We start from the raw sequence: 25,787 nt of genomic DNA on the forward strand, positions 1-25,787 counted from the left end.
CATGTATTTTTCCTCATTCGCCGATTTTCTGGCAATGGGCGGCCATGGCTTATATGTGTGGCTCAGCTACGGAATCGCACTGGCTATTATGATATTTAATGTCATCGTCCCTGTGGTTAACGCTAAGACGCAGCGTCGGGTGCTGAAACAGCGAATCGTGCGGGAGCAACAGCGTGAGTCTTAAACGTAAACAGCGGTTGTGGGCTGTTATCCTGCTTGTGTTGGGAGTGGCCGTTGCAGTGGGGCTCTCTCTTTATGCTCTGCAACAGAATATCAATCTGTTTTATACCCCCACCCAGATTGTCAGCCAGGAAGCTCCTAAAGAGAAAACCATTCGAGCCGGCGGTATGGTTGTACAGAACAGCCTTAAGCGTGCCAGCGATAGCCTGAAAGTGACCTTTGGCCTTACCGATTACCAAAAGACTATCGAAGTGGAATACACCGGGATTCTTCCCGACCTATTCCGTGAAGGACAAGGCGTCGTTGCATTGGGCAAGGTTAACAGCGCGGGTGTTTTCGTCGCCGAACAGGTACTCGCCAAGCATGATGAAAAGTACATGCCTCCGGAAGTGGCTGCTGCTTTAAAAGCCAGCGGTAAACTTCCGCCCAAAGCAGAAGGGGAGGCGCAATGATTCCTGAATTAGGTCAAATGGCGCTAATCCTGGCATTTTGTCTATCGATATTGCTAATGACAGTGCCAATGGCGGGTAGCTGGAGCCGCAATGCGCTTTGGATGCGTTTTGCTCCACCTCTGGTCGTTGGGCAGTTCATTTTTATTCTGATCGCTTTTATCTGTCTGATCCTAAGCTTTCTGCACGATGATTTCAGTGTGGTTTATGTGGCCAGCAACTCAAACAGCCTGCTTCCTTGGTACTACAAGTTCAGCGCTGTATGGGGAGGTCATGAAGGCTCGCTTTTACTGTGGATTCTGATTCTCTCAACGTGGACCTTGCTAGTAACCTTGAGAAGCGCCCATCTCCCAGAGGTTCTGCGTGCCAGGGTGTTGTCTGTACTCGGCATTATTGCCGTGGGGTTTCTGGCTTTTATTCTCTTTACCTCTAATCCGTTCAATCGAAACCTCTTCAATCAGCCTGCTGATGGACGTGACCTGAATCCACTTCTGCAGGACTTTGGCTTAATTGTTCACCCGCCAATGCTGTACATGGGATACGTCGGATTTGCGGTGGCCTTTGCTTTTGCTATTGCCGCTCTTTTAGGAGGTCGCCTTGATGCGGCCTGGGCCCGTTGGGCGAGGCCATGGACCAATGCCGCCTGGGCGTTTCTGTCCGTAGGTATTGTGCTTGGCTCGTGGTGGGCTTATTACGAGTTGGGTTGGGGCGGTTGGTGGTTCTGGGACCCTGTAGAGAATGCTTCATTCATGCCTTGGCTGGCAGGTACGGCTCTCATTCACTCTCTGGCGGTGACAGAAAAACGCGGTGGCTTCAAAAGCTGGACGGCTCTTTTGTCTATCTGTGCCTTCTCGCTCAGTTTGTTGGGTACTTTTCTGGTGCGCTCAGGCGTACTGACCTCTGTGCATGCTTTTGCCAGTGACCCGACGCGTGGCTCTTTTATTCTCATGATGCTGGCAGTGGTTGTCGGCGGTTCGCTGCTTCTGTTTGGCTGGCGGGGGGGGCAATTACGCTCCCATGTTCGGTTTACGCTGCTCTCGCGCGAGAGTTTCCTGTTGGTGAACAACATCATTCTGTTGGCGGCAATGACCGTTGTGCTGTTGGGAACGCTTTATCCATTGGTAGTGGACTCACTCAATCTCGGCAAACTTTCCGTTGGCCCACCTTATTTCAATGCTTTATTTGTGCCCATGATGGTAATCCTTGCAGTTGTTTTGGGTGCAGGAGCGTTGCTGCGCTGGAAAACCCATGCGCCAGACTTATGGGGGCGTTCGCTAGTCAAACCTGGGCTTGTGGTTCTGGCGGTGGCTATTGTCAGTCTGGTTTGGGGTGGAGAGCATCGTTTAGGCATTGTGACAGGCTCAGTCGTTGCGGCTTGGGTCGTCGGTGTCACCCTCATTGAAGTTTTACAGCGAGTTCGTAAAAGCGGACTTCGGCGCTTGCCAGCAGGTTTTTGGGGAATGCATTTGGCTCATTTGGGCTTTGCTGTGTCCATTCTCGGTGTCACCTTTGTCAGCCAGCATGCCTTTGAGCAGGACATCCGTGTGGTGACCGGACAAAAGGAAGCTATTGGTGGGCTAACGCTTGAATATCTCGGCGCCAAAGAAGTTCAGGGGCCTAACTATGTCGCACAGGAAGGCCACTTCAAGGTTTTTGACGGTGAGAAGTTATTAACGGAACTGTATCCGCAGAAACGCCGCTATAGCTCGGGTATGTCAGTCATGACCGAAGCCGCCATTTCACCTGGTCTTATGCAGGATATCTATATTGCGATGGGAGAGAAGCTTGGTCCCGATGCATGGGCGGTCAGGTTTCATATTAAGCCTATGGTTCGCTGGATCTGGCTTGGGGGTCTCATGATGGCCTTGGGCGGTGCCATTGCGGCTCTGGATAAACGCTATCGCAGGCTTAAATTTAAAGATCAGGAGGTTGTGGCACATGCGTAAGCTTATGTTCTTTCTGCCTCTTGTGATTGTGATCATTCTGGGAGGGTTCTTCTGGAAAAGCCTGGGCAAGGACCCTAGCCTTCTACCGTCAGTTTTAATTGATAAGCCCCTGCCTGACTTTCGTCTGGCGAGCCTGGCCGACTCAGAGAAAATGCTGACTCCCCAGTCGATGCCAAAGAAACCTTACCTTCTCAACGTATGGGGAACCTGGTGTCCTGCATGTCGTATTGAGCACCCTTTCTTTACCCAGCTGGCACAAAGCGGGGTAAATATTATCGGGGTGAATTATAAGGATGAGCGCTCAAGCGCAGAGAAGTGGCTGAGTGATTTGGGTAACCCTTACTTAATGAACATCTTCGATGACAAGGGCACCTTAGGACTGGATCTTGGTGTTTATGGTGCTCCAGAAACCTACCTTGTCGATAGTCAGGGAGTTATTCGCTATAAGCATGTGGGAATTGTTAGCGCCGAGGTGTGGAGTAAAAATATTCAGCCTCGTTATCAGCAATTGCTGGGAGAAAAGGCACCATGAAGATAAGTCTTTTGCTGAGCCTGCTGTTGTTCAGTGCCATTGCTCATGCAGCAATTGATGCACAGCAGTTTGCTGATCCCGCATTACAGGCCAGATACCAGCAGCTGATACACGAACTTCGCTGCCCAAAATGCCAAAATCAGAATATTGGTGACTCTGATGCGCCTATCGCTTCGGACTTGCGCCAAGAGGTCAGTAGCCTGCTAAAGGATGGTAAAACAGATGATGAAGTGCGGGATTACATGGAATCTCGTTACGGGGATTTCGTGCTTTATCGGCCTAAAGTAGAAAGTAAAACCTGGGTACTCTGGTATGGACCTTTCGCCATTTTATTAATGGGAGCATTAGCGCTGATTATTCTGGTCATACGGCTTAAGACAGCTCCGGCGGAAGAGGCACCCGATCAACAACGGCTAAATGCCTTACTTAACAACGATTCTTCCAAGGAGCCCTGATGTCTGCTTTATGGTATGGGCTAACGGCATTAGTGCTGGTTGCCATCGTTATCCTGCTTTTCCCCCTTCTGTTTCAGCGCAAAAACAAGACCCAGCTGGCACCTGAGCAAGCCAACATTATTGCCTATAAAGAACGTCTTGCCGCGTTGGAGCTTGAATGTAATCAGGGACGTTTATCTCCTGAAACACTCGAGCAGTTAAAAAATGAGCTTCAGGCTGAGCTACTGCAGGATGTGCCGGAGCATGAGGCTTCATCACAATATGATGTTCGTTTTGCACTTGGTGCTCGTCAGTACGCATTGATATTTGTGATGGCGCTGGCGGTGCCCGCCACTGCTCTGGGTCTTTATGAACAGTTGGGAGGTTCGCAGCAGATGACGCAATTTGCGGCGATGAAAGCCCGTCAGAGTATGTCTCTGGAAGAGCTGGTAGCTGACCTGCAAAAGCGTCTTAGTGAAAACCCCGATAATGCCAAGGGTTGGTTTATGCTCGCTGGCAGCTTGCTGGATATGGGGCGTTATCAGGAAGCAGCTGACGCTTTAGACCATACGCTTAAAACGTTGCCAGAAAATGCACCGGTAAGGGCATCAGTAATGGGGCAGCGTGCTCAGGCCCTGTTTTTTGCGAACGACGGCAAAATAAATGCTGAGGTTAAGTCGGCAATTGATGAGACCCTTAAACTCAATGCCAATGAGCCCAGTGTGATGGGCGTTCTGGGTATTGCTGCCTATAACCAGCAGCTCTACTCCGAAGCAATTGGTTTCTGGCAGCGCGCATTGGCACAGAACCCTCAATCGGGAGCTGCTAATTCACTTCGGCAAGGTATCGAGAGAGCAAAACAGGCGCTGGGAGAGAATACCCCTGCACAAACTCCGCAAACAGCTGTTGTTGATGAGTCTAAAAACTTTACGGGGGTTCGCGTTAAAGTCAGTTTATCCCCTCAGGCACAGTCCGAGACAAATAGTAACCAGATCGTTTTTGTATTGGTTCGGAAAGTAGGAGAACGGATGCCGATAGCGGCTACCCGGGTAGAGGCTGATCGGCTTCCAGCTACCATCACTCTTGATAAGCGTAACTCAATGACGGGTCAGGCATTGGAGAATCAGGGAGCGCTGGAGGTTGTCGCCAGAGTCTCCAAAAATGCCAATGCAATCCCTCAAACTGGTGATTGGACTGGCCAAGTTGAAAATATCCATCTTGAAAACGGACAGCAAAAGCAGGTTGAATTACAAATAGACCATCAATTCAAGTGATTTTTGTGTTTTTTCTTGCACCAGAGTAATTGACGGTTATCATTAGAAAGGTTGTTTTTTGACCTTCAGACCATTGCGTTTGGTTTGGATGTTCACTAAAACGGTTACTTAATCGGATCAATCAGCGGTTCTTATAGAATGGATATCAGCTTGCGCGAATGGCTCATTGTGTTTGGCATGGTGGCCATATTACTGATAGCGATTGATGGGGCTCGTCGTTTCCTTTTGCAGCGTAAACGCAATCCGCTGCGTATGCGTATCGACCGGAACCTATCCAATCTCGATGATTCTCCGGAACCGGCGAATAACGAACTTCCCAACGGTGGTGCCAGAGTATCCAAGATGGAGCCTCAGGCATTTTCTGCTGCCTTGGCCAAGTTAACCCAATCCAAGAACCGCGCTGGCAAGTCGCGCAAACAAGCTACGGCGGTGGTTGATAAGCCTGTGAAGTCCAGCCGTAAAGAGCCGGGTCTTAGCAGCCTGGATGTCGACGTTGATCCGTTGCTTGATGATGCCGTGCATTATTCTTCTCCTCAGGCTTCCCTTAATTCTTCTGAGTTTTCAGAGCAAACCGAGTCTGAAGCGCACGGCGAGCAGTATAATTTCTCTTCGAATGTTTCTGAGCTTCATCTTCATAGTCATTCTGAGTCAACAAGTCCTAGCGTAGAGCAATCGTTTCCGGTCGAACCTGCCGCTTATGAGGCTACGGAAGTTATGTCTTTAAATGAGCAGTTAGTTGACCAAGAAATTACCCAGAACGTTTTTCAACAGCCTGAGACCTCAGAGTCTTCTGGCTGGTACGAAGTAAATCCTGCGGATACCTTTGAGACTTTTTCAGCACTTCAGGAGCAGTCTGAAGAACCGCAAACAGAAAGTTCTTCAGAGTCTATTGCAGAACTGCATGAGGAAGAGTCTCAGGCAGCGACTCCTACTGCTGAGTTGCATCCTTGGGAACGTCCAATTACTGAGCTGCTTGCTGAAGAGCATGAAGCTGAAGTGCTTCAGAGTGAATCTACTGAGTCCTCTGACAGTCATGATTCAGTGGTTGTGGAGGAACAAGAACTACCTCCACAGGAAACTGCGCGCGTGTTGCCAATGCGCCCAGATCCACTGGCAGACCTTAAGAAGCAGGCTCGTGTTAAAGCAGATGCTCGTGCCTTTTCTGTCCCTGCAGATGAGCACGTTATTATCAGTGTTACTGCTAATAGTCAGGACGGATTTGACGGTACTCAGCTGCTGCAAGTTTTGATGGCATGCGGCCTTCGCTATGGTGAACGTGAGATTTTTCATCGCCATGAGCATGCGATCAACAAGGGTAAAGTTCAGTTTAGTATGGCCAATATGCTGAATCCCGGTAACTTTGATCTGGATAATATCGAGAAACTTCAGACTCCAGGCGTGACATTCTTTATGGGTATGCCGGGAGCGGATGATCTGATGCTGGCTTTTGAATGCATGCTTTCAACAGCACAGTGCCTTGCCAAAAACCTCAATGGTGAGCTTAAAGATGAGCATCATAGTGTCATGCGTCCTCAGACCATTGAACATTGCCGCCAGCGCATCAGGGAGTTTGAAAGGCGCCAACTAGCCCAGCCCCACCGTCGACAAATCCACTCCTGATTTTCTTCACTGACTTCACTTAAACAGGCCGGTACAATTACCGGCCTGTTTGTTTTTATTGGACTCGCTTAATGTCGACTGCGCCCTCAGAACGAATTGCGGAACTTCGCGACCTTATCCGAAAGCATGACTACCACTACTATGTTGAGGACGATCCACAGCTCCCCGATCAGGCCTACGATGCACTTATGCGAGAGCTTAGAGAGCTCGAGTCCTTACATCCTGAGCTGATTACCTCTGAGTCTCCGACACAGCGAGTCAGCGGCACACCATTAAGCGCTTTTTCTCCCGCAGAGCATGTTGTTCCCATGCTCTCATTGGATAACGCTTTCTCAGAAGATGATATGGAAGGCTTTGTCCGCCGTTGTCGTGATCGTCTGAAACTCCCGGCTACTGCAGATATTGAGTTTATGGCGGAGCCTAAGCTTGATGGTATTGCTATCAGCTTACTCTATGAAAACGGCAAGCTTTCAAGAGCTGCAACGCGTGGTGATGGTCAAACCGGTGAGAATATTACGGCTAATGCCCGAACCATTGGCGCTATTCCTCTGCAGCTAACAGGAGAGGGGATTCCAGAGCGTTTGGAAGTTCGTGGTGAAGTGGTCATGGCGAAAGCCTCGTTTGAAGCATTTAATGAGCGTGCTCGAGCTAAAGATGAAAAGCCATTCGTTAACCCGCGAAATGCTGCCGCCGGAAGTTTGCGCCAGCTTGATGCAAGAGTTACAGCGAAGCGCTCGCTGGATTGCTATTGCTACAGTATTGGTTTGCTTGAGGGGCAGGACTGGCCAGAGACTCATGAAGAGGCCCTTGAGGCCTTGAAATGCTGGGGCTTTCGGGTGAATCCTGAAATTCGTAAGGTCTCTGGTCTTTCCGGCATGTCTGAATACTACGAGCACATGCTCATCCGGCGTGATGGTCTGGATTACGATATCGACGGCCTGGTGTTTAAGATTAATCGTCGAGACTGGCAGGAGACGCTAGGCTTTGTGGCAAGAGCTCCTCGTTGGGCAATTGCCCATAAGTTCCCCGCTCAGGAAGCATTGACCGTTGTTGAAAATATTGAGTTTCAGGTGGGGCGTACAGGAGCGGTGACGCCGGTTGCCAAACTCAAGCCCGTATTTGTTGGTGGTGTTACCGTCTCTAATGCAACACTCCATAACATGGACGAAATTGATCGTCTGGATGTCCGCATCGGCGACTCGGTTATGGTGCGACGAGCAGGTGATGTCATTCCTCAGGTTGTAAAAGTCATTACTGAGTCTCGTCCTGCGGATGCCAAAAAACCTGAAATGCCGACGCAGTGTCCTGTCTGTCAGGCTGCAATTGAGCGGGAAGAGGGCCAGGCTGTAGCTCGATGCTCTGGTGGTATTAGTTGTGCTGCTCAGCGTAAGGAAGCGCTGAAGCATTTTGTCTCTCGCAAGGCTATGGATATTGATGGCCTCGGCGATAAGTTGATCGATCAGCTGGTCGATCGGAACTGGGTGAAGAGCCCGGCTGAGCTGTTTGGGCTTGAGGCTCCTGCACTCGCTTTGCTGGAAAGAATGGGTAAGAAGTCATCTGAGAAGCTGGTTCAGGCCATTCAGAATGCTAAAACAACGACCTTGGCGAGATTCATTTACGCACTGGGAATACGTGAAGTCGGGGAAGCGACCGCTAAAGGGCTGGCTGGTTATTTTGGTAGTCTGGCTGCAGTTCGTGAGGCAACACTAGAGCAGTTGCAGGAAGTGCCGGACGTCGGTGGTGTGGTCGCAGGGCATGTCGAGACCTTCTTTAAGCAGGTGCATAATATTGAAGTCGTGGACGCTTTGATTTCAGTTGGTGTTGTCTGGCCCGAATCCAGTCCTTCCAGTGATGGAGAAGGGACTGAGCAGGATCTGCCTCTTGATGGCCTGACCGTTGTTCTTACAGGTTCCCTGGAGGCTATGTCCCGCGATGTGGCGGGCGCGCATCTGGAGTCATTAGGTGCCAAGGTTGCCGGTAGTGTGTCGAAGAAAACTGCCTGGGTTGTGGCTGGCCCCGGAGCTGGATCGAAGTTGGCTAAGGCAGAAAGTCTGGGTGTAGATGTGTATGATGAAGCTTGGCTTCTCGCATTACTTGAACGATATGGTATTTCTGCCTAATTCAAATGATGCTTCTTACACTTTCTAGGGGGGGCAAAAATGAGTTTTATGCCTGAGCAGCCTATGTTGCTCTATCCCTCGTTGGCCGTGAAGTTGGGCGTTGAGCCTGCTTTATTGCTCGGTATCTATCATCAGTGCAGCTCAGCCTGGGGGGCTAAAGCCGAAGGCAGCAAAAGCTTTTCTTTATCTCGCGCTCAGTGGTTGTCCTTAGCGCCTTTTTGGGATGAGGATCATCTGGCCACCTTAACGCAGACGCTGGTGGAGCAAGGCTATATCGAGGCGCGTTGGGAGCAGCGACAGCTTTTGCGAGTGCAGCTCTTTGACTCTCAAAGGCCTGAGGTCCCGGATGCTGCTGCAGAGGCTGCCGACGTTGAGGTGACTGAGCGTCCAATGCGTGCACTGGCTCAACAATTACGCGAGCATGACTCCGCTCCTGTGTCACGACCTGAGACCTCCTCTGTACCTGCGACGCCTGCCCCCAGTTTCGGTGGCAGTGTGGGCTGGCCCAAACGCAATACGCAGTCGGAAGATGCTTTAGAAGCTATCTTTGCCAAAAGAGCGCAACAAAATCAGGGCTTACACACCGTTGGCCTTGAATGGAAACCGGGTGAATCCGCTGTATCGATGCTGGAGCAACATCACCGGGTGACGCCCGAATTTGCAATGAGCTGTCTGGATGAGTTCATTGTGTACTGGGCCGAGACAGAAAAACGAAAAACGGCAGCGGCCTGGGATCAGGCCTTTATGAAATGGGTTAAGCGTGAGTGGGTTAAAGGTCAAACCCAGTCTAATACGCCAGCCGTAAGAGAAAGTGCAAGCAAGCATGTTCAAAGCCGGGAACGTACTCGAGAGAATCGTGAACAAGTCAGAAACTCCATACTCGACATCAACAACCTCGATTGGTGAGGTTGCGGAGCCCGGGGCTGACTACCGCCGGACTGATCCCATCTCTGATCATACGAGGCAGATGGTCAACCTGATCTTTGTCAGGTTTCAGGCTATTTATGGTCATAAGTTCGAAAGCATGTTCGCCTCGAATCAGGCTGTCTCTCTGGCTAAGCGTGAGTGGGCCATGAGTATTGGCGGCATCAGTGAAGCGTTGCTGGTGAAAGCTATCGATCACTGCAAAATTAACATGAGCTGGATGCCAACTATCGCCGAGTTTCTCAAGGTGGTGGGTATGCTGGATAAAGGTGTTAATTATCCGGATGTTCAGCGAGCCTACGAAGAAGCTTGTCGTTATGCAGAGCATCCGCGTGAACACGCCTGGAGTAATCCGGTGGTTTACCACGCTGGAAAGGCTTCTGACTGGTATAGGCTGAGACGTGAAGACAGTCGTATTATGTTGCGGATTTTCACTCAGCATTATGAAAGCCTGTGCGCGCGCGCTGTCGCTGGCGAGGATTTTACTGTTCCAAAGGCCGTAGCCTTGCCTGATCATCGGCCGGATACGTTATTTCAGTTTATGGCCGCTTGGGGAGAGCTGAATAATCTCACTCCTGAGCAGTCTCATACACTCTTGTTTTATCTCACTAAACCCGCTGACAGTAGCGCCAGGCGGTCACTTCAGAACCATGCTAGAAAGCTTCTGGAGTCTTGGGGGCGAGAAGAAATCAGCTTGCCTGATAGTCCGATTCTTTAATTGTCTCGTGTGATTGGTGGGAATGGATTTGTCCGTTCCCACATTCCCTCTTAACACTCTCTTGTCTTATTGCTTCACTACGGCATCGCTTTTTCAGGGAAATCCCTCGCTTCAGTGTGGTTGTTACCTCTTGAAACGCCTGCTAACCCACTTTTCCAAGGTGTTTTGCCACACTTGCTTTGGTTGTGAACTAATCTGAGTTTTCAATCGTATAGGAAAGACGAAGCAGAGAAACGCGTCACGGATTGATCGCACGATCTACAGAGTCAGTGATTTACCTGATCGGTAAATGACGCATCAAGCAGCGACACGTTCGCTGCCGAAATGAGGAGGATGATGTAATGGGAATGGCACATTTTTCACCAGGTCGCGATATTCACCACTTCATTCATAAGGCGAATGCCATCAAGTCTCTTTCTAAGGCAGAAGAGCTTGAGCTAAGCCGTAAGAGCAAGCTTAACGATAAGGAAAGTATCGAGAAGCTGGTGCTGGCAAACCTTAAAAGTGTAATTTGGATTGCTTACAGCTACCGCGGTTACGGGTTGCCTATTGGCGATCTGATCCAAGAAGGAACAGCAGGTTTGATGAAGGCCCTCAAAGGTCATGATCCGGATCGAAACATCCGTCTATCCACCTTCGCTGCCTACTGGATTCGTGCCGAGATTCATAAATATGTGATCAAGCATTCACGAATCATGAATGTCGCAACGAACAAAGAGCAGCATAAGCTGTTTTTCAAACTGCGCGCCGAGTTTAAGAATGCCTCTCTGTCTGAAGCAGAAGTCGACGACATCGCAGAGCGTTTGGGCGTTTCCCGTAACGCAGTCAAAGAGATGGAACTGCGACTGAAAGGTAAAGACATGACCTATGTCGAATATGACGATGGTCGTGACGATGATGGTTTTGAGATGGATACTGTTCGTGGACTTGAAAGCTTTGAGTTCAATCCTGAACAGATGTTCATTCGTGAGCGTAATGCCAACGAGAACTATCAGGCCCTTTCGCGAGCTCTCTCTGAGCTTGACCCTCGTAGCCGGGATATCATTGCTTCTCGCTGGTTGACTGATAACAAGATGTCACTGCAAGAGCTTGCCGATCGCTACGATATTTCTTCCGAGCGCGTTCGTCAGCTCGAAGCAAAAGCGCTAAAAGATATCCAGAAAATGCTGCTGGGTGCCTAAGACGCTTTATAACCGTTCCAGACGTGGCCTGAAGAAGTTCGTGAGTGTACAATGTGCGCCCACGTCACGTCTGGGGACAGTTATTGTCCGCAGGCTGGCATGATGACCTATCACCGGCTTGGGAACATCTCTCGTGGAAGTATCCAACTTTGACAAGAAGTCGCCGACCAACAGCGTCGCGCGCGAACTGCTAAGATTCGTTCTGGCAGTAGGTTTTGTACTGATCGGAATGTGGATTGCCCGAACTCAGGGAATCGCTGCAGACAGTACGGCTCTCATGATTGCTGCTGCTATTGGTGCCTATATGGCGCTCAATATCGGTGCCAATGACGTTGCTAATAACGTCGGCCCGGCAGTAGGTTCAAAAGCGCTTTCAATGACAGGTGCAATTCTCATTGCTGCTGTTTTTGAAGCATCAGGTGCTCTTGTTGCTGGTGGCGATGTTGTCGGCACTATCAAGAGTGGCATCATCCAGCCTGAACTCATTCAGGATCCCCAGCTATTTGTTTGGTTAATGATGGCCGCGCTACTTTCAGCTGCTTTGTGGCTGAATCTGGCAACGGCAATCGGTGCCCCTGTTTCTACCACTCACTCTATCGTGGGTGGTGTTTTAGGTGCCGGTATTGCCGCTGGCGGTATGGGAATTGCCAACTGGAGTCAGTTGGGGGCAATCGTTGCGAGCTGGGTGATTTCACCCGTGCTGGGTGGCCTGATCGCAGCCTTCTTCCTCTACTGGATCAAGACACAGATTACCTATAAGTCCGATATGCTGACGGCTGCCAAAAAAATGGTTCCGCTGTTGGTATCTGTGATGGCATGGGCATTTATTACCTACATCATTCTTAAAGGCTTCAAACACCTGTTTAAGATGGACTTTATCAGTGCTGCTTTGGTGGCTTTGGTGTTGTCTATTGCAATTTACTTCGTGGTTCGCCCCATGGTTGCTTCAGCCGCAACGCGTATGGCTAACCACAAAGACAGCGTGAATAGCCTGTTTAATATCCCACTGATTTTTGCTGCTGCGCTTCTGAGTTTTGCTCATGGTGCCAACGATGTAGCGAATGCAATTGGTCCTCTTGCTGCGATCAATGATGCACTGACTACAGCCCATATTTCTTCCAAGGCGGGAATTCCACTTTGGGTGATGATGATTGGTGGGTTGGGTATCTCTGTGGGTCTTGCGCTTTATGGTCCTAAGCTGATTCGTACCGTGGGTAGTGAGATCACTGAGCTGGATAAGATGCGAGCCTTCTGTATCGCGATGGCGGCAGCGCTGACCGTTATCGTTGCCAGTCAGCTGGGTTTGCCCGTTTCATCTACTCACATTGCAGTTGGTGGCGTTTTCGGCGTCGGCTTCCTGCGTGAGTATTTGAAGCAGTCTTATGATCGCAAAATGGAGCAGATTCATCTGCACCACCAGGATGCCAGCCAAACTGACGTGGAAAATTTCCTGAGTCAGTTTGAAGCCGCTGATGTGACTGCCAAGAAAGCGATGCTTCGTGAACTCAAGTCGCGTTCAGGTGAGTCTTTGCTGAAGAAGAAAGAGCTTAAGAGCCTGAAGAAAGCAACTCGCAAAGAGTTGGTCAAGCGCTCTGCAATCTACCGTATTGCCGCCGCATGGATCATCACGGTTCCTGCATCAGCTTTACTGTCCGCCTTTATTTTCTTCGCGATCCGTGGATACATGGCGGGCTAAACCGTCAGATCCAAGCGAATAAAAAAACCTCCCTTTGGGAGGTTTTTTTATATCTGTTGTATCCGCTTAAAGGTGCTTTAGAAGAAAGAGCCTCAGGCTTTGCCTAACGCTTTGCGGATATGGCGGCGCTGCAGGTTGTTCACCAGGCGACAAATAGTATTTACTCCACGTTCACCCAGCTCTACAAAGCGGCAGCGGTACTCGTTGTCTCTCTGCTCAAGGAGTTGTAGGGCAAAGTCGAGGGCTTGTTGCTCAGTGTCCAACTCAAACTGAAGCTTAGCCCAGAGCAGCGTCTCCGCAGACAGGTGATCACCCTCATAGATGAAAGCGCAGCCCGAAGCACTGAGATTAATCAGATGAACCCGGTGGTCACTGATACTCAGTTGTAAGCTGTCCCGATCCTGAGCGGTCAGTTGTACACGAAAGTCCGCTCGGCGGGCTTCGGCTTCATCAAGGCTGAGATGCAGGCTGGATTTTTTCAAGGACAAACTCCACGCGTCGGTTTTCGGCTCTGCCTTCGGACGTCTTATTGCTGGCGAGTGGTGCTGAGTCGGCAAAGCCTTCCGCAGTAAAGCGATCAGCCGTGATGCCTTTCAACAGAAAATAACGAACAACCGTGGTTGCTCTCACTGCTGAAAGCTCCCAGTTCGATGGGAACTGATTGGTATAAATGGGCTGATTATCTGTGTGACCCTGAACACTGATATGAAATTCAGGATGTTTTTTAAAGAGTGCAGTTAAAGACTCCAGAATTGGTTCAGCCTCATAGGACAGGTCTGTACTGGCGGGATCAAAGAGGGCCTGTCCCTTAACGCGGATATGTAGCCGGCTATTTTCGGTGACAACCTGAACATCCTTGGACATCATCGGCGTCTGAATCATCTCGCTAAGTTCAGAGGACATTTCGCTCAGTTCGGTATCCAGCTCACTATTTTTTGCTTCGCTCTGATTGGGGAGGATAACTTCCTCTTTCACGATGGGCTTGTCTCTTTCCGTGGGCGCTTCATGCTCAAACTCAATAATCGCGTTGGTTGTGCCATGAGTGTTCAGGCTGAAGCGAACCGAGGTAAAGATTTCTTCGAACTTTTTGATCTCAATGGTTGAGATGGAAAAGAGAAGAATGAAAAACACCAGCAGCAGGCTCATCAGATCAGCGTAGGTCGCCATCCAGCCTGCTTCGTCATCGTTGTCTTCGAGCAAAGGGTTGCGGCTCATTTTTTACCTTTTTTAGCACTGACAGACTGGCGCTGGGCTTCGGGAATGTAGGAGGAAAGCCGCTCGTAGACATTCAGGTAGTTGTCATTTGAGAGAATGCTGATAGCCCCCTCGCGAATGATTTCCAGATTCTGAACTTCCATCATGGTTCGGGAGCGTAGCTTTCCAGCAATCGGCAGAAAAAGCATGGTGCTCATCATTGAGCCGTAAAAAGTTGTCAGCAGGGCAACGGCCATCGCCGGGCCGATACTGGCTGGGTCATCCAGTTGGGAAAGCATTTGCACCAGGCCAATCAATGTCCCGAGCATGCCGAAAGCGGGTGCATAACTCGCCATCTTCTTGAAGATGTCCTGCACGGTGTAGTGGCGGGCGATGAGAGAATCAATCTCGGTTTGTAGTGTACGACGAATAAATTCCTCGCTGGCTGCATCCGCCATCATATTGCAGGCACGCTTAAGGAACTTGGAGTTAGTTTCCACATTCGCCAATGCCAGCAGACCATTGCGATGGGAAACCTTGCTCAGATCCAGCATGGTGTTAATCATTTCCAAGGGTTTGGAGCGTTCCTGACTAAAGACATGGAAGGCTCCGCGAAAAGCTGAGATGACATCCTTGAACTGAAACGTGAGCAAGGTGGCGGCAATCGTCCCGCCAACGACAATCATGATTCCCGGAACGTTGATAAAAATATGAAAGTCTCCGCCCATGAAAATGGCAGAAATGATCAGCGCTAAACCAGAAACTATGCCGAGTATGGAGGCAAAATCCATGAATGTGTTCGCTCCTGAAGCCTTAGGTGCAGAAAGTTCCGGTCTGCACGCTGCGCGAGTGGAAGGTTAAAAAAGGATATTTTTTCACGACAAGTGTGCGAAGAGTATAAACACGGCCTATGCTATCGTGAAGAGAGTGGCCTGTAGCTAATGACGCCATACGAAAACAATTAGGCATCTTTGCTCCGAAAAGCAACAAATGCCGAGGCGTTGTAAGTCACTGTCTTTTATCTGTGGGAGTAGTACATCAGCGAGAATAAAGCCTGTACTGAAGCTTGCGCAGCTTCAGGGTGTTTCAACAAAAATAGCGCCGCTGAATGAGTAGGGAACGACTGTAGCCAGAGCAAAGCACTGTTAGTTAACTCAAAGATACTGCAAGGAGATGCAAGAATGTCGAAACGAATTGCACTGGTAACCGGTGGAACAGGGGGAATTGGTTCCGCAATCTGTCAGGAGCTGGCAAAACAGGGTTATCAGGTTGTCGCTGGATATAACAATGGCGGCAAGCATGAAAAGGCACAGGCCTGGCAGGCAGAGATGCGTGAAAAGGGTCTGGATATCGGTATCGCCTACGGTGATGTAACCAAATACGATTCCTGTGAGCGCTGCATCAAGGAAATCGAAGAGGTTTACGGCGCGTCAGTTTCTATTCTGGTCAATAATGCGGGGATCACTCGTGACGGCCAGTTCAAAAAGATGTCCTGGGAGCAGTGGAACGAAGTTCTGCGAGCCAACCTAGACTCCATGTTTAACATGACCCGTCTGGTCATCAACCCGATGATCGAGCAAGGCTGGGGTCGTGTCGTCAATATCTCTTCTATCAATGCCCAGAAAGGGCAGTTTGGACAAACCAACTATTCTGCTGCCAAAGCCGGTATCCATGGTTTCACCAAGGCACTGGCTCAGGAAGTGGCACGCAAGGGGGTCACCGTTAATACCGTTTCCCCAGGTTACGTGCTAACTCCCATGGTTGAAAAAATCGCACCTGAAATTCTCGAGAAAATCCAAGGTGATATCCCGGTAGGGCGCTTGGGTACTCCAGAAGAAATCGGCTTTGCTGTGGCTTATCTTTGCAATGATATGGCAGGCTACGTAACCGGTTCCAATATCGCTATCAACGGCGGTCAGCACATGTTCTAACAGGCTCTGGATATCACTTAAGGGTGATGTTCTGCCAGTAAAAAAGGGTAGTCCTGCGACTACCCTTTTTTCTTGATCAATCCTTTTCTTGAACAGTCAGCGCTGCCTGAAGTGAGGATTACTCTGCTATCTCGGCCAGTGCATGCCCGAAGCGTTCAGTGAGTGAGTGATCAAGAACAGGGCCGGCGCTAAGCCAGGCGATTTCGACTTCCCAAGCCTGTACCGACAACGGCAGTACCTCTGTCTCGCCTTGAGACATGGAAGCCTGAAGCTTGCTTAGCTGATACTGCATGCGCAGCTCTTTATCAGAGTCCGGTGTCTCAGTGCCTGCCAACAACTCCATTCGCACGCACAGTAATCGAAGCTGATCGTGAAGGCTTTCAAAGCGCTTCATAATGGCGTCTTTACCCATTTGCAGCACTTGTGTGCGTTCGACTAATTCCGCAGGTACGTTACTGATTACGGCTTGCAGGCTCTCATTATTGAGGACCGTCGTTTCCATTGATGCCAGATCTTTGGCTGCAATTCGGCACAGTTTTAACTGATTAAACAGTGGCTGGTAGCGTTGCTGATGTAAGCGCTGAGTCAGCGTTGCAATGGCTGCTTTTACGGTTGTTTCACGAGGTGCCTGTAAAACTTCAGGCAAACCCAGAAACTCAGTTTCAAGCTCGGCTAGGGTGCTGGCCGACATCTGGTGCTGATTCAACAGCTTCTCCAGACGTGCATCGAAGGCTTCTGCACGCTGATTCGCCTGCTCGAAGCGCTCAAGTTTGGCGACCTTTTGTGCCTGAATCCATTCATCCCGGCGGGAAAACAGTTCATCGCAAATATCGCGCAGCTTTTGCCACAGCTGTTGTTCCTGACGGCGGCGACCACGTCCAAGAGACTGCCAGCGCTGCTGAATTTCTTTGGCCGCGCGGGTAGCAGCGATCACATCATCGCTTTCAAGCAGGTCGAAGGCTTCTTCAACCAGCGCTGCTTTTGCTTCCTCGGCTGATTTGCGAGAAAGCAGAATGGCATCGCTCAGGGTTTCCATGAGGACATCGAAACGCTCTTGCAGCGGTTGGCCTGCTTCACGATCGACTGGAGATGCTTCACGCCATTGCTGGCGTGCTGTGTGGCGCAACTGCTCAAGAAAGTTTCCATCGCTGTCACGGAAAGCCTCAGAGACAATGAAAGCAGCCAGCTCTGCCACGATGACCTGACGTGTCTTCAGATTTTGCTCACGCAAAGCCGCTTGCTGCTCGAGATAAGCCTGACAATGCAGGAAGGCTTTATCACTGGCTTCACGGAACTCACCCCAGAGACGCTCGGACTCATCCGAGTGATCTGTCCCGAGCGCACGCCAGGCTTCATTCAGTTCCCGAATACGCTGAAGTTGGCTTGCCCCTTCCAGAGGTTGAGCGGCGATAGCTTGCATCGACTCCACCAGGGAGAGCTTTTTGGGAATGACAGCAAAGCGCTGCCAGTCCTGAATCTCTTCGAGCTTTTCTTTCAGTTGCTCAACCCGGCTGTGGATAGCGGCCTGAACCTGAGGTTCGGCATTATTCTCGACCTGTTGAATCAGGCGAGTCGCCGCTTTGGAGCGACCACTGTTCAGGTGGCGCTGAGCCTGATCCAGCTTACGCTGAACGATTTGCTTGGCCTGTCGCTCCGCTTTCGCTTTTTCATCATCGGCTTTTTTCAGCTCCGACAATTTGCTCAGGCTTTGCTCCAGTGCTGCGGGCAGGGCAACGTTCTTTGGCCAGGCAATCTGACGGACGACATGTTCAAGACTGGAGTCCGCTGGCTCATTATTCAGATGCGCACGCAGATCATCGCTCACCGCGTGTAAACGCATCTGTGCTTCCTGCCACTGCAGCAGTTGCTCCAGTGCTTGGCCGGTAAACTGCGTACCCACTTCATTGTGAGCCTGTTGCAGTTCTGCCAGAGTCGCTTGCGGTAAAGGGAAATCTGGCTGGTCATTCTGGGCCAGGGCCTGTTCAAGCTGCTGATGCAATGCGGCCTGTTGCTCCAGGCGCGCTTGCTCTTCGCGTGCAGCCTGAGCCTGTTGCTCAATAACCTCGGCCATGGCCGTCAAAACGCGCTGACATTCACTGCAGGCATGGGCAAACCGTTGCTGCAATGATTCATCAATCTGTGCGGTATTCAGTAAATTCCAGCTTTGGCATAAGCCATCAAATTTGGCGCTGTAGTGGGCATACCACTGCGTACGTGACAGGGCTTCCAGAGAATCACACAGTGCCGCTGCGTCTTCCTGGAGCTGCGCGTATTCCTTTTCGGCCTGCTTAAAGGCGCCCAGTTTATCGCGGGCAATGCGCTGCAGGCGCTTGTGGTTCTGGCAAAGACGCAGCAGCTGCTCAAGAATGTCGCGTGACTCAATACGCTCAGTGGCAGTAATACGTAACTGCTGGTCGACAGGAGCAGTAGCGACTTTAAGTAGCGCGTACTCATCACTCAGGCGTAATAAAGCGGCTTCCTGAACCGAAAGCTCGGGCGCTTTTAGCGTAATGTGCAACAGCACTTCTTCCTGTTCGAGAGTCTCAATGCAGGAGAGAGCGTCGGTCGGGGCCTTGCTGCTGCTCTGGCTGGCGAGAAGGTCGGCCAGACGGCGAATGGCCATCTCGCGCAGGGCATCTTCTTTCTTTCGCTGGGCATATTCGCGCAGAACAGCCAGCTCATTGATGCGCGCCAGTGCTGCCGCGCGAACGTCCAGCACCGCATCTTTCACGAGCAGCTCGTGAAGCACACGTGCCTGTTCCGGCACATCGCCATCCAGTTGACTGATGGCGCGCAGGCGAATTTCGGCTCTTGGGTGTTGCCATTTAGGGCGAAAAAAGCGTGCGAACATTGTAAGGCTTCTACCACATCTGATGCAGTTGTAGGCAATCGGTATGTCGAGGGGCCGTCGATACAGACCGGCGGGCCATCCGATTGAGGGGCGCGTATTGTAACGTTGTTTCAGAAGGCCTTAAAGCAATAGTGCGTTACAGCCTTGTAATCGCTTCCAAAAAAGTACCGGTATTCGTCTTTAATCTGAAAGCTTGTTAGGCTTGCAGGCAGCTGTATTTCAAGGCTTTGCCCGATCAAGGAAGAGTAACTTCATGACACAACCCACGTTTTTCTGGCATGACTACGAGAGCTTCGGGATTGATCCTGCCCGGGACCGGCCTGCGCAGTTCGCCGGGATTCGCACAGACTGGGATCTTAACCCCATAGGTGAACCTGTCATGATTTACTGTGCTCCCTCGGTGGATTATTTGCCCCAGCCGGAGGCGTGTCTGATCACCGGGATTGATCCTTATGAGACGTGGGCAAAAGGGCTCTGTGAAGCTGAGTTTATTGCCCGCATCGAAGCAGAAATGAAGCAGCCCAATACGTGCAGTGTGGGATATAACTCTATCCGCTTTGATGATGAAGTGACCCGGCATTCGCTCTTTCGTAATCTGCGGGATCCTTACGCTCGTGAATGGAAGAATGGCTGCTCCCGTTGGGATATTCTCGACATGATGCGCCTTGTGCGCTTGATGAAACCTGAGATCCTGACCTGGCCCGAGCGTGACGGTCGTATCAGTATGAAGCTGGAGGATCTCACTGCCGCTAATGGGTTGAGTCATGCCAACGCCCACGATGCGTTAAGTGATGTGGAGGCGACCATTGCTTTGGCGCGGCTGGTAAAAAACCGTGCTCCTGCCTTGTTTGACTATTGCTTGTCACTGCGCAGTAAACGTGAAGTTCAGGATATCTGCCGCGTTGGCCAGATGAAGCCTTTACTGCATATTTCAGGGCGCTATCCAACGGATCGGCATAATGCAGCGGTAGTGGTGCCGCTAATGCAGGATCCATCGAATCCCAACGGGATTCTGGTATGGGACTTATCCTGTCCGGCGGAGATATTGCTCGAGTTAACGCCGGATGAAATCAAGCGCCGCCTGTATACCCCAAGTAGTGAACTGGGCGAAGGTGAAATTCGCCCAGGCCTTAAAACCCTGCATGTGAATAAAAGCCCGGTAGTTATGGGTGTCAATGCGGCGGTGCTGGAGCGTCTGGGGCTTTCCCAACAAGCGCTCACGGATAATCTTGAGTTATTGCGTCAGCACAGTGTCTGGCACGAAACCCTGAAACTGGTCATGGCTCGTGATGAAAGAGAAGTCAGTTCAGACCCGGATTTAAGCCTCTACAGCGGCGGATTCCTGTCCTCAACAGATCGGCGTCAGCTTGAGGAAATCACTGGCATGCCGGCTGAGGCTCTTGGATCTTATGCGCCGGCCTTTCAGGATGGCCGATTGGAAGAAATGCTGTTTCGCTATCGTGCACGCAATTATCCTGATTTCCTCAACCATGCGGAAAAAGCCCAGTGGATCGATTTCTGCCGGGAGCGTCTGGAGGATGGGCGTGCAGGAGCATTGAGTCTCGAGGCCTACCGTCAGAAACTCTCACAACTTGCAGAAGGCGCTACGCCAGCGCACCATGAGGTTCTGTCCCGTTTGGCCGAGTATGCTGATGATCTTGAATCCTCACTTTCTCAGGAGTTGTTGCGTCCTCAGCGGATTGCTGCTCAGTAGCAGCGTGCTGTGTGCCGCTGAAATTACGATTGAGCCGGGAAAGACCGCAGCGGACCCGTCTGTCATGGTGATTCCAGCGGCGGCAAGAGCCCGGGCATCCGGGAGCGATCCCAATAATGTGGGAGTCTATCCGGCTCCCACTGCGACCAAGGACTCGACAAATGCCAGTGTTGTGGATGTCATCAAGGCGCCGCTGCCAGTGGCCAAAAGTCCGGTGGATGCCAAAGTAATTCCTGCTCCTGCCGAGAGGAAAACTCAGCCAGCAGGGAGCTGGGAAGTTGAGGTGATAACCGCTCCGCAGGCGCGCAAACTCTCTGCGCCTGTTGAGGCACGCGTGATAACAGCACCTCAGGTGAAGGTCGCGCCCGGGAGCGTCATGCCTGAGGATGTGGATGTAATTGCCGCACCTGCCAAAGTGAAGACCGCTACACCGGATGCCACGATTATTTCTGCACCCGTGGCAAAAAAACCGGCAGAGGATTTTCCCGATCCGACGATCATTCCGGCGCCCTGAGCACGCCGGCAACGATGCTACTGACAGTGAAAATAAAAAAAGGCCTCAGAGAAGAGGCCTTTTTTGTCCTAAGTTTCCTCAGGACTTTTCAGGAACGGCTGAAATCACCAGACTGCGCTGGTCCTGCACACTGGTTTGGCGCTTGAACAGTGCCTTAAGATCCGCCGCTTTCACATTCTCCAGCGCCTGAATCATCTTCTCGCGACTATCGAAACTTTTTGCGTCACGGTCCAGCTCTCGCCAGTAGTATTCGCTTCGCTGATACAGGGTTTCATCCGGCTGTTTCAGATCCTGAATTATGCCCTGTTTGAAGCTTGCCAGTTGCTGATCGTTAAGCTGCGCCAGACGAGGACCGAAAACTTGCTGGAAGCTTTCAATCGCCCGCTCAATTTGTAATCCCGATGCCTTGGGCGACTGCACAATAAAGGACAGCCCCGGGTAATCGATAAAGGGTGTATAGGTGGCAAAAACGATGTAGCCCAGTTGCTGCTCAGTTCGAAGCGAAGCATAGAAGGGCGTCGACATGATCTGGCTGAGCAGAATGAATTCCGCTTTGGTCTTGTCAGAATCATCTGCGCCTTGCCAGTACCAGGTGACGGCCGTGTCTTTGTGCGCCAGTTCAGCGCTCTGACGTTCTTCCGTGCCGGGCAGCAGCATCTTCGGCTTGATGGACGGTACATCGACGGCCTTGGCATCCGCCAGCCAATGAGACTGCAGCTGCTTGGCCATGCTCAGCGCGGTATCTTTTTCCAGATTGCCATGGGCCAGGGCGACGATCTGCATTTGGCTACGCCATTGCGGGAAGAAGGCCTTGAGTTTATCCAGTGTCATTTCCTGACTGGCTTTGGCCAGCTCAGCGCTGCTCCATTGTGCCGGAATCAGGCGCTCACCCAGCCAGCGCATCGTGGCCTGATAGGGCGTCGTCTGTTGCTGGTTATCAATACCGTCGGAAAATTCCTGACGCAGGATGTCATAACGCTGCTGATTAAACTCCGGATGCAACATGGCATTCTGCACAGCCGCAAGAATTTCATTCTGCTTGTCGCTGTAGCCTGAAATGCGCAGGGAAACACCACGCAGGTGGTGATACAGCTGCATATCTATCCCGGCCAGCAGGGCAGGATAGAGCTCGGCATTCAACTGCTGGTTAATTAGCTGAACGTAGAACTCAGACATGACGTAATGCAGCGGACTGTCATTGGTCAGAGGCGAGCGGAAGTTAATAAAAATATCGCTTCGTGGGGTATTGAAAGAGGTGTCCTTCTGGAACCACATCTCAAGCCCGGGCACCTTGTAGATCGATTCCGGGTGCGCTGATGAATTGCCCGACAACAGATTCAGCTTTTCCGGAATAAAGGGATTGGGCTGCGGTAGTGCCAGTGCAGATTCAAGCTTGCCGGGCAGTTTGCCTTCGTAGTCCGAGGCTTTGATGGGCTTGAGCGAGTAATCCACCTTGTACCACTTGGTGGTTTTGTCGGTGCTGACTTCGGGGGCCATCAGGCTGACCAGCATGTTTTCCGGCGTCAGTTTATTCAGGAGCTGATGAACCAGTGCGGGGTCGAAGTCGTCATAACGGTAGTGCTCGTGAATGACTTCTGCGGCTGGCGTGTCCTGAAGATTGGAGGCCAGGGAGCGAACGTAGCTCACGCCATCAAACTTTTCCTGATAGCGGAAGTCGAGATCTGCCATCTTCGCCATTTCCTGATAGCGCCAGGCTTCAACGCCTTTCTCCTTGATCATGTCGATGTAATCAAAGATCAGCTTCAGGCTGTCCTGCACATGCTCAACGCCCGCTGGCGTCAGGTCCATTGTCAGCTGCAGTGTCGAGGCATCATCGCCTTGGTAGCCAATGCCTGCGCCTAAAGAAGTGGCCCATCCTTGTTTTTTCAGCACGGAAAGAATACTGCCTTCACTTTCATCGCCAATCAGGTTGGCAATATAAGAAAGTGGTTTCTTGTCACGGTAAGGCTCAAGAGAAGGTAACGGAAAGTCGACTGTCAGGCTTCGCAGTTCACGCAGGGGCTTCACATCCAGCCGGGCGGGGAGCTGCTGCGGGGTGTAGAGCGGAGCGAAGTCACGCTTGAGCTCAATATTATGGTTAGGAACGGCCGCGAAGTAGCTGGTAACCAGCTTCTGCAGTTCCGGTAGCGGACGTTTGCCCAGCACGACTAAACGCATGCGATTGGCACTGTAGTGGTGCTGGTAAAAGTCCATCAGCTCCTGGCGCAGCTGACCTTTATCGTTGGACAGGGTCGTCAGGTTTCCGACCGAGAAGCGGCTGATGGGATGATCCGGGTTATAGGCTCGTCGCATGGTTTCGTAGAAACGGCGGCCATCTTCACGAATCTTGGCTTTGTACTCGGAATCGACGGCGTGTACTTCACGGTCGACATATTCCGGTGTGAAGAGGGGCGCTATAAAGAACTGCGAGAAACGGTCCATGGCCTGAGGCAGCTGGCCAGGATCGATATCGAAGAAGTAGTTGGTGTGTGTAAAGGCGGTAAAGGCGTTTTGCTCACCGCCATTGGCGCTTACAAAGCCCTGATATTCATCGGGGCGGGGGAACTTCTTGGTTCCCAGAAACAGCATGTGCTCCAGAAAGTGAGCCAGGCCCGGAACCGCTGTGGGTTCATCGGCGCTACCCACATTCACGTCCATGGAGACGGCGGCTTTGTCGGTCTTGGGGTCGCTGATGAGCAGCACTTGCAGGTCGTTGGGCAGCGTCAGGCTCTGATACTGACGGTGATCATTAGGGCTCTTGATGATCTCTTGCGCGGAGACACTCCCGCAGCAAAGGGCGCTGAGAACAAGCGCAGAATACCAACTGGGCTTCATGGCAATCCTGTAAGCTGGTGACAATCGTTGCTCAACCTTGGAAACGACGGCCAATGGGTTGGATGCATTCCGGGCTCTGGAAGTCCGGCGAATTCATTTGTGGTGTTACCTGCCAGCTTTGCAAGGGAGCAGACCAAGGCTGTAACAGCTTGAACACTTCCTCCTCAGAGAGGTCAGGATCAAGCCACTGTTGTGCCTGTTCTTCGGTCAAAAATACCGGCATGCGCGTCAGAAAGGCGCTGAGAAAGGCGTTTGCCCGCGTACTGATCAGCGCGCAGGTCAAAAAGGATAGCTCTTCAAATTTGTAGGTTTCCCACAGTGCCGCTGCGTATAGCACCGGTTGCTCCGGGCTTGAGATATACACAGGCCAGCGGCGTTTATCCTGCTGTATCCATTCATAGATACCATCAACCGGAATCAGGGCGCGCTGGCGCCGGACAGGCTTTTTGAAGATGCCATTGGTCAGCAGCTGATCGGCCCGGGCGGTATAGGGCGCACGGTCAAGATGGCTGATCCAGGAGGGAGCGAGTCCCCAGTGGGCAGATTCAAGTATCTCGGGCTGACGAATCAGGGCCAGCCATTGGTGGGGAGCAATATTGGGTGAGGGTTTGAGAGGGCGGGGAGCGTTGTCACGCAACTCCCACCCTTGCTCGTAGACTGCCTGCTGGGCGACACGTCCCGTCATAGGCCTCTCTTATTAATGCTGAAGAAGGGCTTGTCGCTCAGTGGCGAGCGGGCAGTGCGGCCAGAGCAATATCACGGGCGCGGTGCTGATCGCCCTCTGGCAGGGTGGCAATCTGCTCCAGTGCAACCAGTGCCTGGGTCAGCTGCATGGCATATTCGTGGTTGGCTTCCTGAAAAGCTGTATCAATGGCCTGATACACCTTGCTGATCTGTTCATCCCTTTCAGCCTGGGAATCGACCTGTTTCAGGGCTTGCAGACAGGCAGTCGCTATCTTGATATAACGCTGGTTGCGTGCTTGGCTCATGGGAATGACTCCGGCAGTAACTTCATCGACATCCTATCCCGGTCATGATGGCGAAAGCCTTTTATCATGGCGGATGAGGCTAAGTGTACGGTAAAGCGTTACACACGACCAGCGCGGCCCTTGGGCCTTACCACCAGTATTTGCCCCAGTTTTGCGGATTGGCCCAGTGATTGGCATTGTTCCAGCTGCGAACATGGTTATAAGTAAGCAAATCAAAGGCATAGAGTACAAAGGCACTGTCAGCACTCTGAATGGTCGCTTCCTTGGTCATACCGAGGCTATAGAAGTCGGTATCCTGCCATTCACTCTGGTCGTCCTGCTGATAGCAGACCCAGACACTAGGGGCGAAAAGATGTCGCAGCCTGCCGATCAGGGTTTTTCCTTCTGACTTGGGTAACTGTTCCAGTTGCTGGGAGACCAGTACCAGATCGAACGTTTCCTCAGGTGCGCGTTGAATGTCCGGACATTCGCTCACCGCAATGGGCCTGTTCGTAGTGTCGATCTGAAAGGTACTGACCGCCGGTGGCAGTTCCGGACCCAGACACAGGAGACGCTGGGGCTTTTTTTGTTGCAGTCGTTCCAGTAAAAGTTCATTGGGCGTCATGGCGTACTCATTTCGCAGGTAAAGCGGCGCAGACTCGTAACAGCCTTTCACCGGATGACGTTATTGCGCAAAATAACCTCT

General features: G+C 51.5%; 23 protein-coding genes. 15 read left to right on the top strand and 8 right to left on the bottom strand.

All coding sequences use genetic code 11. The features are described 5' to 3' along the window. Position 1: 1 nt before the first annotated feature. From ccmD to ACKC9G_RS04990, 12 genes are all read left to right on the top strand, one after another. Positions 2-184 (top strand): heme exporter protein CcmD, encoded by a 183-nt coding sequence (ccmD, locus tag ACKC9G_RS04935; protein WP_411403914.1) that lies wholly within the window; start codon positions 2-4, stop codon positions 182-184. Then, a complete protein-coding gene (gene ccmE / locus ACKC9G_RS04940; protein WP_411403822.1) occupies positions 174-632 on the top strand; it encodes a cytochrome c maturation protein CcmE in 459 nt (152 codons plus the stop codon). The genes ccmD and ccmE overlap by 11 nt, the downstream gene beginning before the upstream one ends. Then, a complete protein-coding gene (locus ACKC9G_RS04945; protein ID WP_411403823.1) occupies positions 629-2,575 on the top strand; it encodes a heme lyase CcmF/NrfE family subunit in 1,947 nt (648 codons plus the stop codon). The genes ccmE and ACKC9G_RS04945 overlap by 4 nt, the downstream gene beginning before the upstream one ends. Then, positions 2,568-3,107 carry a DsbE family thiol:disulfide interchange protein gene (locus tag ACKC9G_RS04950; RefSeq protein ID WP_411403824.1) on the top strand — a complete coding sequence of 180 codons (540 nt, stop codon included), beginning with the start codon at positions 2,568-2,570 and terminating at the stop codon, positions 3,105-3,107. Before ACKC9G_RS04945 ends, ACKC9G_RS04950 begins: the two co-directional genes overlap by 8 nt. Next, positions 3,104-3,562 carry a cytochrome c-type biogenesis protein gene (locus tag ACKC9G_RS04955; protein WP_411403825.1) on the top strand — a complete coding sequence of 153 codons (459 nt, stop codon included), beginning with the start codon at positions 3,104-3,106 and terminating at the stop codon, positions 3,560-3,562. Before ACKC9G_RS04950 ends, ACKC9G_RS04955 begins: the two co-directional genes overlap by 4 nt. Further along, on the top strand, positions 3,562-4,815 hold the full coding sequence (gene ccmI / locus ACKC9G_RS04960; protein WP_411403826.1) for a c-type cytochrome biogenesis protein CcmI: 1,254 nt from the start codon (positions 3,562-3,564) through the stop codon (positions 4,813-4,815). The genes ACKC9G_RS04955 and ccmI overlap by 1 nt, the downstream gene beginning before the upstream one ends. A gap of 138 nt (positions 4,816-4,953) precedes the next feature. Beyond that, the gene (gene zipA, locus ACKC9G_RS04965) at positions 4,954-6,435 is read left to right on the top strand and encodes a cell division protein ZipA (protein WP_411403827.1); all 1,482 of its coding nucleotides are present in this window, start codon (positions 4,954-4,956) and stop codon (positions 6,433-6,435) included. 71 nt (positions 6,436-6,506) lie between these two features. Continuing rightward, a complete protein-coding gene (gene ligA, locus ACKC9G_RS04970; protein ID WP_411403828.1) occupies positions 6,507-8,555 on the top strand; it encodes an NAD-dependent DNA ligase LigA in 2,049 nt (682 codons plus the stop codon). Positions 8,556-8,594: 39 nt separating this feature from the next. After that, positions 8,595-9,461 carry a DnaT-like ssDNA-binding domain-containing protein gene (locus ACKC9G_RS04975; protein WP_411403829.1) on the top strand — a complete coding sequence of 289 codons (867 nt, stop codon included), beginning with the start codon at positions 8,595-8,597 and terminating at the stop codon, positions 9,459-9,461. Between the two features lie 61 nt (positions 9,462-9,522). Further along, positions 9,523-10,197: a replication protein P gene (locus ACKC9G_RS04980; protein ID WP_411403830.1), complete on the top strand. Its 675-nt coding sequence runs from the start codon at positions 9,523-9,525 to the stop codon at positions 10,195-10,197. Positions 10,198-10,544: 347 nt separating this feature from the next. Continuing rightward, the gene (locus ACKC9G_RS04985) at positions 10,545-11,378 is read left to right on the top strand and encodes an RNA polymerase factor sigma-32 (protein ID WP_411403831.1); all 834 of its coding nucleotides are present in this window, start codon (positions 10,545-10,547) and stop codon (positions 11,376-11,378) included. 133 nt (positions 11,379-11,511) lie between these two features. Beyond that, on the top strand, positions 11,512-13,074 hold the full coding sequence (locus ACKC9G_RS04990; RefSeq protein WP_411403832.1) for an inorganic phosphate transporter: 1,563 nt from the start codon (positions 11,512-11,514) through the stop codon (positions 13,072-13,074). A 92-nt stretch (positions 13,075-13,166) separates the two neighbouring features. Here ACKC9G_RS04990 and ACKC9G_RS04995 read toward each other — a convergent pair whose 3' ends face one another. From ACKC9G_RS04995 to ACKC9G_RS05005, 3 genes are read right to left on the bottom strand one after another with little or no spacing between them, the layout of a single operon-like run. Beyond that, complete coding sequence (locus tag ACKC9G_RS04995; RefSeq protein ID WP_411403833.1) at positions 13,167-13,556, bottom strand: PilZ domain-containing protein; 390 nt, start codon at positions 13,554-13,556, stop codon at positions 13,167-13,169. Then, a complete protein-coding gene (locus ACKC9G_RS05000; protein WP_411403834.1) occupies positions 13,525-14,289 on the bottom strand; it encodes a flagellar motor protein MotB in 765 nt (254 codons plus the stop codon). The genes ACKC9G_RS04995 and ACKC9G_RS05000 overlap by 32 nt, the downstream gene beginning before the upstream one ends. Continuing rightward, positions 14,286-15,059, bottom strand: coding sequence for a motility protein A (locus ACKC9G_RS05005; RefSeq protein ID WP_411403835.1), 774 nt, complete (start codon positions 15,057-15,059; stop codon positions 14,286-14,288). The genes ACKC9G_RS05000 and ACKC9G_RS05005 overlap by 4 nt, the downstream gene beginning before the upstream one ends. Positions 15,060-15,449: 390 nt before the next feature. On the opposite strand from ACKC9G_RS05005, the gene phbB reads away from it, so the two are divergent. After that, positions 15,450-16,199 (top strand): acetoacetyl-CoA reductase, encoded by a 750-nt coding sequence (phbB, locus tag ACKC9G_RS05010; RefSeq protein ID WP_411403836.1) that lies wholly within the window; start codon positions 15,450-15,452, stop codon positions 16,197-16,199. 118 nt (positions 16,200-16,317) lie between these two features. Here the strand turns inward: phbB and ACKC9G_RS05015 are convergent, their stop codons facing one another. Continuing rightward, on the bottom strand, positions 16,318-19,050 hold the full coding sequence (locus tag ACKC9G_RS05015) for a DUF349 domain-containing protein (protein ID WP_411403837.1): 2,733 nt from the start codon (positions 19,048-19,050) through the stop codon (positions 16,318-16,320). Between the two features lie 253 nt (positions 19,051-19,303). Between ACKC9G_RS05015 and sbcB the strand changes: the two genes are divergently transcribed. Then, entirely contained in the window at positions 19,304-20,764 is a 1,461-nt protein-coding gene (sbcB, locus tag ACKC9G_RS05020; RefSeq protein WP_411403838.1) for an exodeoxyribonuclease I, read from the top strand. Positions 20,765-20,828: 64 nt separating this feature from the next. Further along, entirely contained in the window at positions 20,829-21,278 is a 450-nt protein-coding gene (locus ACKC9G_RS05025) for a hypothetical protein (RefSeq protein ID WP_411403839.1), read from the top strand. 78 nt (positions 21,279-21,356) lie between these two features. On the opposite strand, the gene ACKC9G_RS05030 is transcribed toward ACKC9G_RS05025, so the two are convergent. The 4 genes from ACKC9G_RS05030 to ACKC9G_RS05045 form a co-directional block, all read right to left on the bottom strand. Continuing rightward, the gene (locus tag ACKC9G_RS05030; RefSeq protein ID WP_411403840.1) at positions 21,357-24,113 is read right to left on the bottom strand and encodes an insulinase family protein; all 2,757 of its coding nucleotides are present in this window, start codon (positions 24,111-24,113) and stop codon (positions 21,357-21,359) included. Positions 24,114-24,144: 31 nt separating this feature from the next. After that, on the bottom strand, positions 24,145-24,798 hold the full coding sequence (locus ACKC9G_RS05035; protein WP_411403841.1) for an SOS response-associated peptidase: 654 nt from the start codon (positions 24,796-24,798) through the stop codon (positions 24,145-24,147). Positions 24,799-24,835: 37 nt separating this feature from the next. Further along, positions 24,836-25,102 (bottom strand): hypothetical protein, encoded by a 267-nt coding sequence (locus tag ACKC9G_RS05040; RefSeq protein ID WP_411403842.1) that lies wholly within the window; start codon positions 25,100-25,102, stop codon positions 24,836-24,838. Positions 25,103-25,229: 127 nt separating this feature from the next. Beyond that, positions 25,230-25,706 (bottom strand): DUF6231 family protein, encoded by a 477-nt coding sequence (locus tag ACKC9G_RS05045; protein WP_411403843.1) that lies wholly within the window; start codon positions 25,704-25,706, stop codon positions 25,230-25,232. Positions 25,707-25,787 lie beyond the last annotated feature (81 nt).

The sequence above is a fragment of the Pokkaliibacter sp. CJK22405 genome (genome assembly GCF_046614695.1).
Lineage (GTDB): Bacteria > Pseudomonadota > Gammaproteobacteria > Pseudomonadales > Balneatricaceae > Pokkaliibacter.

What these genes read in the sequence shown, in the direction of transcription:
- ccmD (WP_411403914.1), top strand. Translation starts at nt 2, where the DNA reads ATGTATTTTTCCTCATTCGCCGATTTTCTGGCAATGGGCGGCCATGGC.
- ACKC9G_RS04945 (WP_411403823.1), top strand. Translation starts at nt 629, where the DNA reads ATGATTCCTGAATTAGGTCAAATGGCGCTAATCCTGGCATTTTGTCTA.
- ACKC9G_RS04950 (WP_411403824.1), top strand. Translation starts at nt 2,568, where the DNA reads ATGCGTAAGCTTATGTTCTTTCTGCCTCTTGTGATTGTGATCATTCTG.
- ACKC9G_RS04955 (WP_411403825.1), top strand. Translation starts at nt 3,104, where the DNA reads ATGAAGATAAGTCTTTTGCTGAGCCTGCTGTTGTTCAGTGCCATTGCT.
- ccmI (WP_411403826.1), top strand. Translation starts at nt 3,562, where the DNA reads ATGTCTGCTTTATGGTATGGGCTAACGGCATTAGTGCTGGTTGCCATC.
- zipA (WP_411403827.1), top strand. Translation starts at nt 4,954, where the DNA reads ATGGATATCAGCTTGCGCGAATGGCTCATTGTGTTTGGCATGGTGGCC.
- ligA (WP_411403828.1), top strand. Translation starts at nt 6,507, where the DNA reads ATGTCGACTGCGCCCTCAGAACGAATTGCGGAACTTCGCGACCTTATC.
- ACKC9G_RS04975 (WP_411403829.1), top strand. Translation starts at nt 8,595, where the DNA reads ATGAGTTTTATGCCTGAGCAGCCTATGTTGCTCTATCCCTCGTTGGCC.
- ACKC9G_RS04980 (WP_411403830.1), top strand. Translation starts at nt 9,523, where the DNA reads ATGGTCAACCTGATCTTTGTCAGGTTTCAGGCTATTTATGGTCATAAG.
- ACKC9G_RS04985 (WP_411403831.1), top strand. Translation starts at nt 10,545, where the DNA reads ATGGCACATTTTTCACCAGGTCGCGATATTCACCACTTCATTCATAAG.
- ACKC9G_RS05000 (WP_411403834.1), bottom strand. Translation starts at nt 14,289, where the DNA reads ATGAGCCGCAACCCTTTGCTCGAAGACAACGATGACGAAGCAGGCTGG.
- ACKC9G_RS05005 (WP_411403835.1), bottom strand. Translation starts at nt 15,059, where the DNA reads ATGGATTTTGCCTCCATACTCGGCATAGTTTCTGGTTTAGCGCTGATC.
- phbB (WP_411403836.1), top strand. Translation starts at nt 15,450, where the DNA reads ATGTCGAAACGAATTGCACTGGTAACCGGTGGAACAGGGGGAATTGGT.
- ACKC9G_RS05015 (WP_411403837.1), bottom strand. Translation starts at nt 19,050, where the DNA reads ATGTTCGCACGCTTTTTTCGCCCTAAATGGCAACACCCAAGAGCCGAA.
- sbcB (WP_411403838.1), top strand. Translation starts at nt 19,304, where the DNA reads ATGACACAACCCACGTTTTTCTGGCATGACTACGAGAGCTTCGGGATT.
- ACKC9G_RS05025 (WP_411403839.1), top strand. Translation starts at nt 20,829, where the DNA reads ATGGTGATTCCAGCGGCGGCAAGAGCCCGGGCATCCGGGAGCGATCCC.
- ACKC9G_RS05030 (WP_411403840.1), bottom strand. Translation starts at nt 24,113, where the DNA reads ATGAAGCCCAGTTGGTATTCTGCGCTTGTTCTCAGCGCCCTTTGCTGC.
- ACKC9G_RS05035 (WP_411403841.1), bottom strand. Translation starts at nt 24,798, where the DNA reads ATGACGGGACGTGTCGCCCAGCAGGCAGTCTACGAGCAAGGGTGGGAG.
- ACKC9G_RS05040 (WP_411403842.1), bottom strand. Translation starts at nt 25,102, where the DNA reads ATGAGCCAAGCACGCAACCAGCGTTATATCAAGATAGCGACTGCCTGT.
- ACKC9G_RS05045 (WP_411403843.1), bottom strand. Translation starts at nt 25,706, where the DNA reads ATGACGCCCAATGAACTTTTACTGGAACGACTGCAACAAAAAAAGCCC.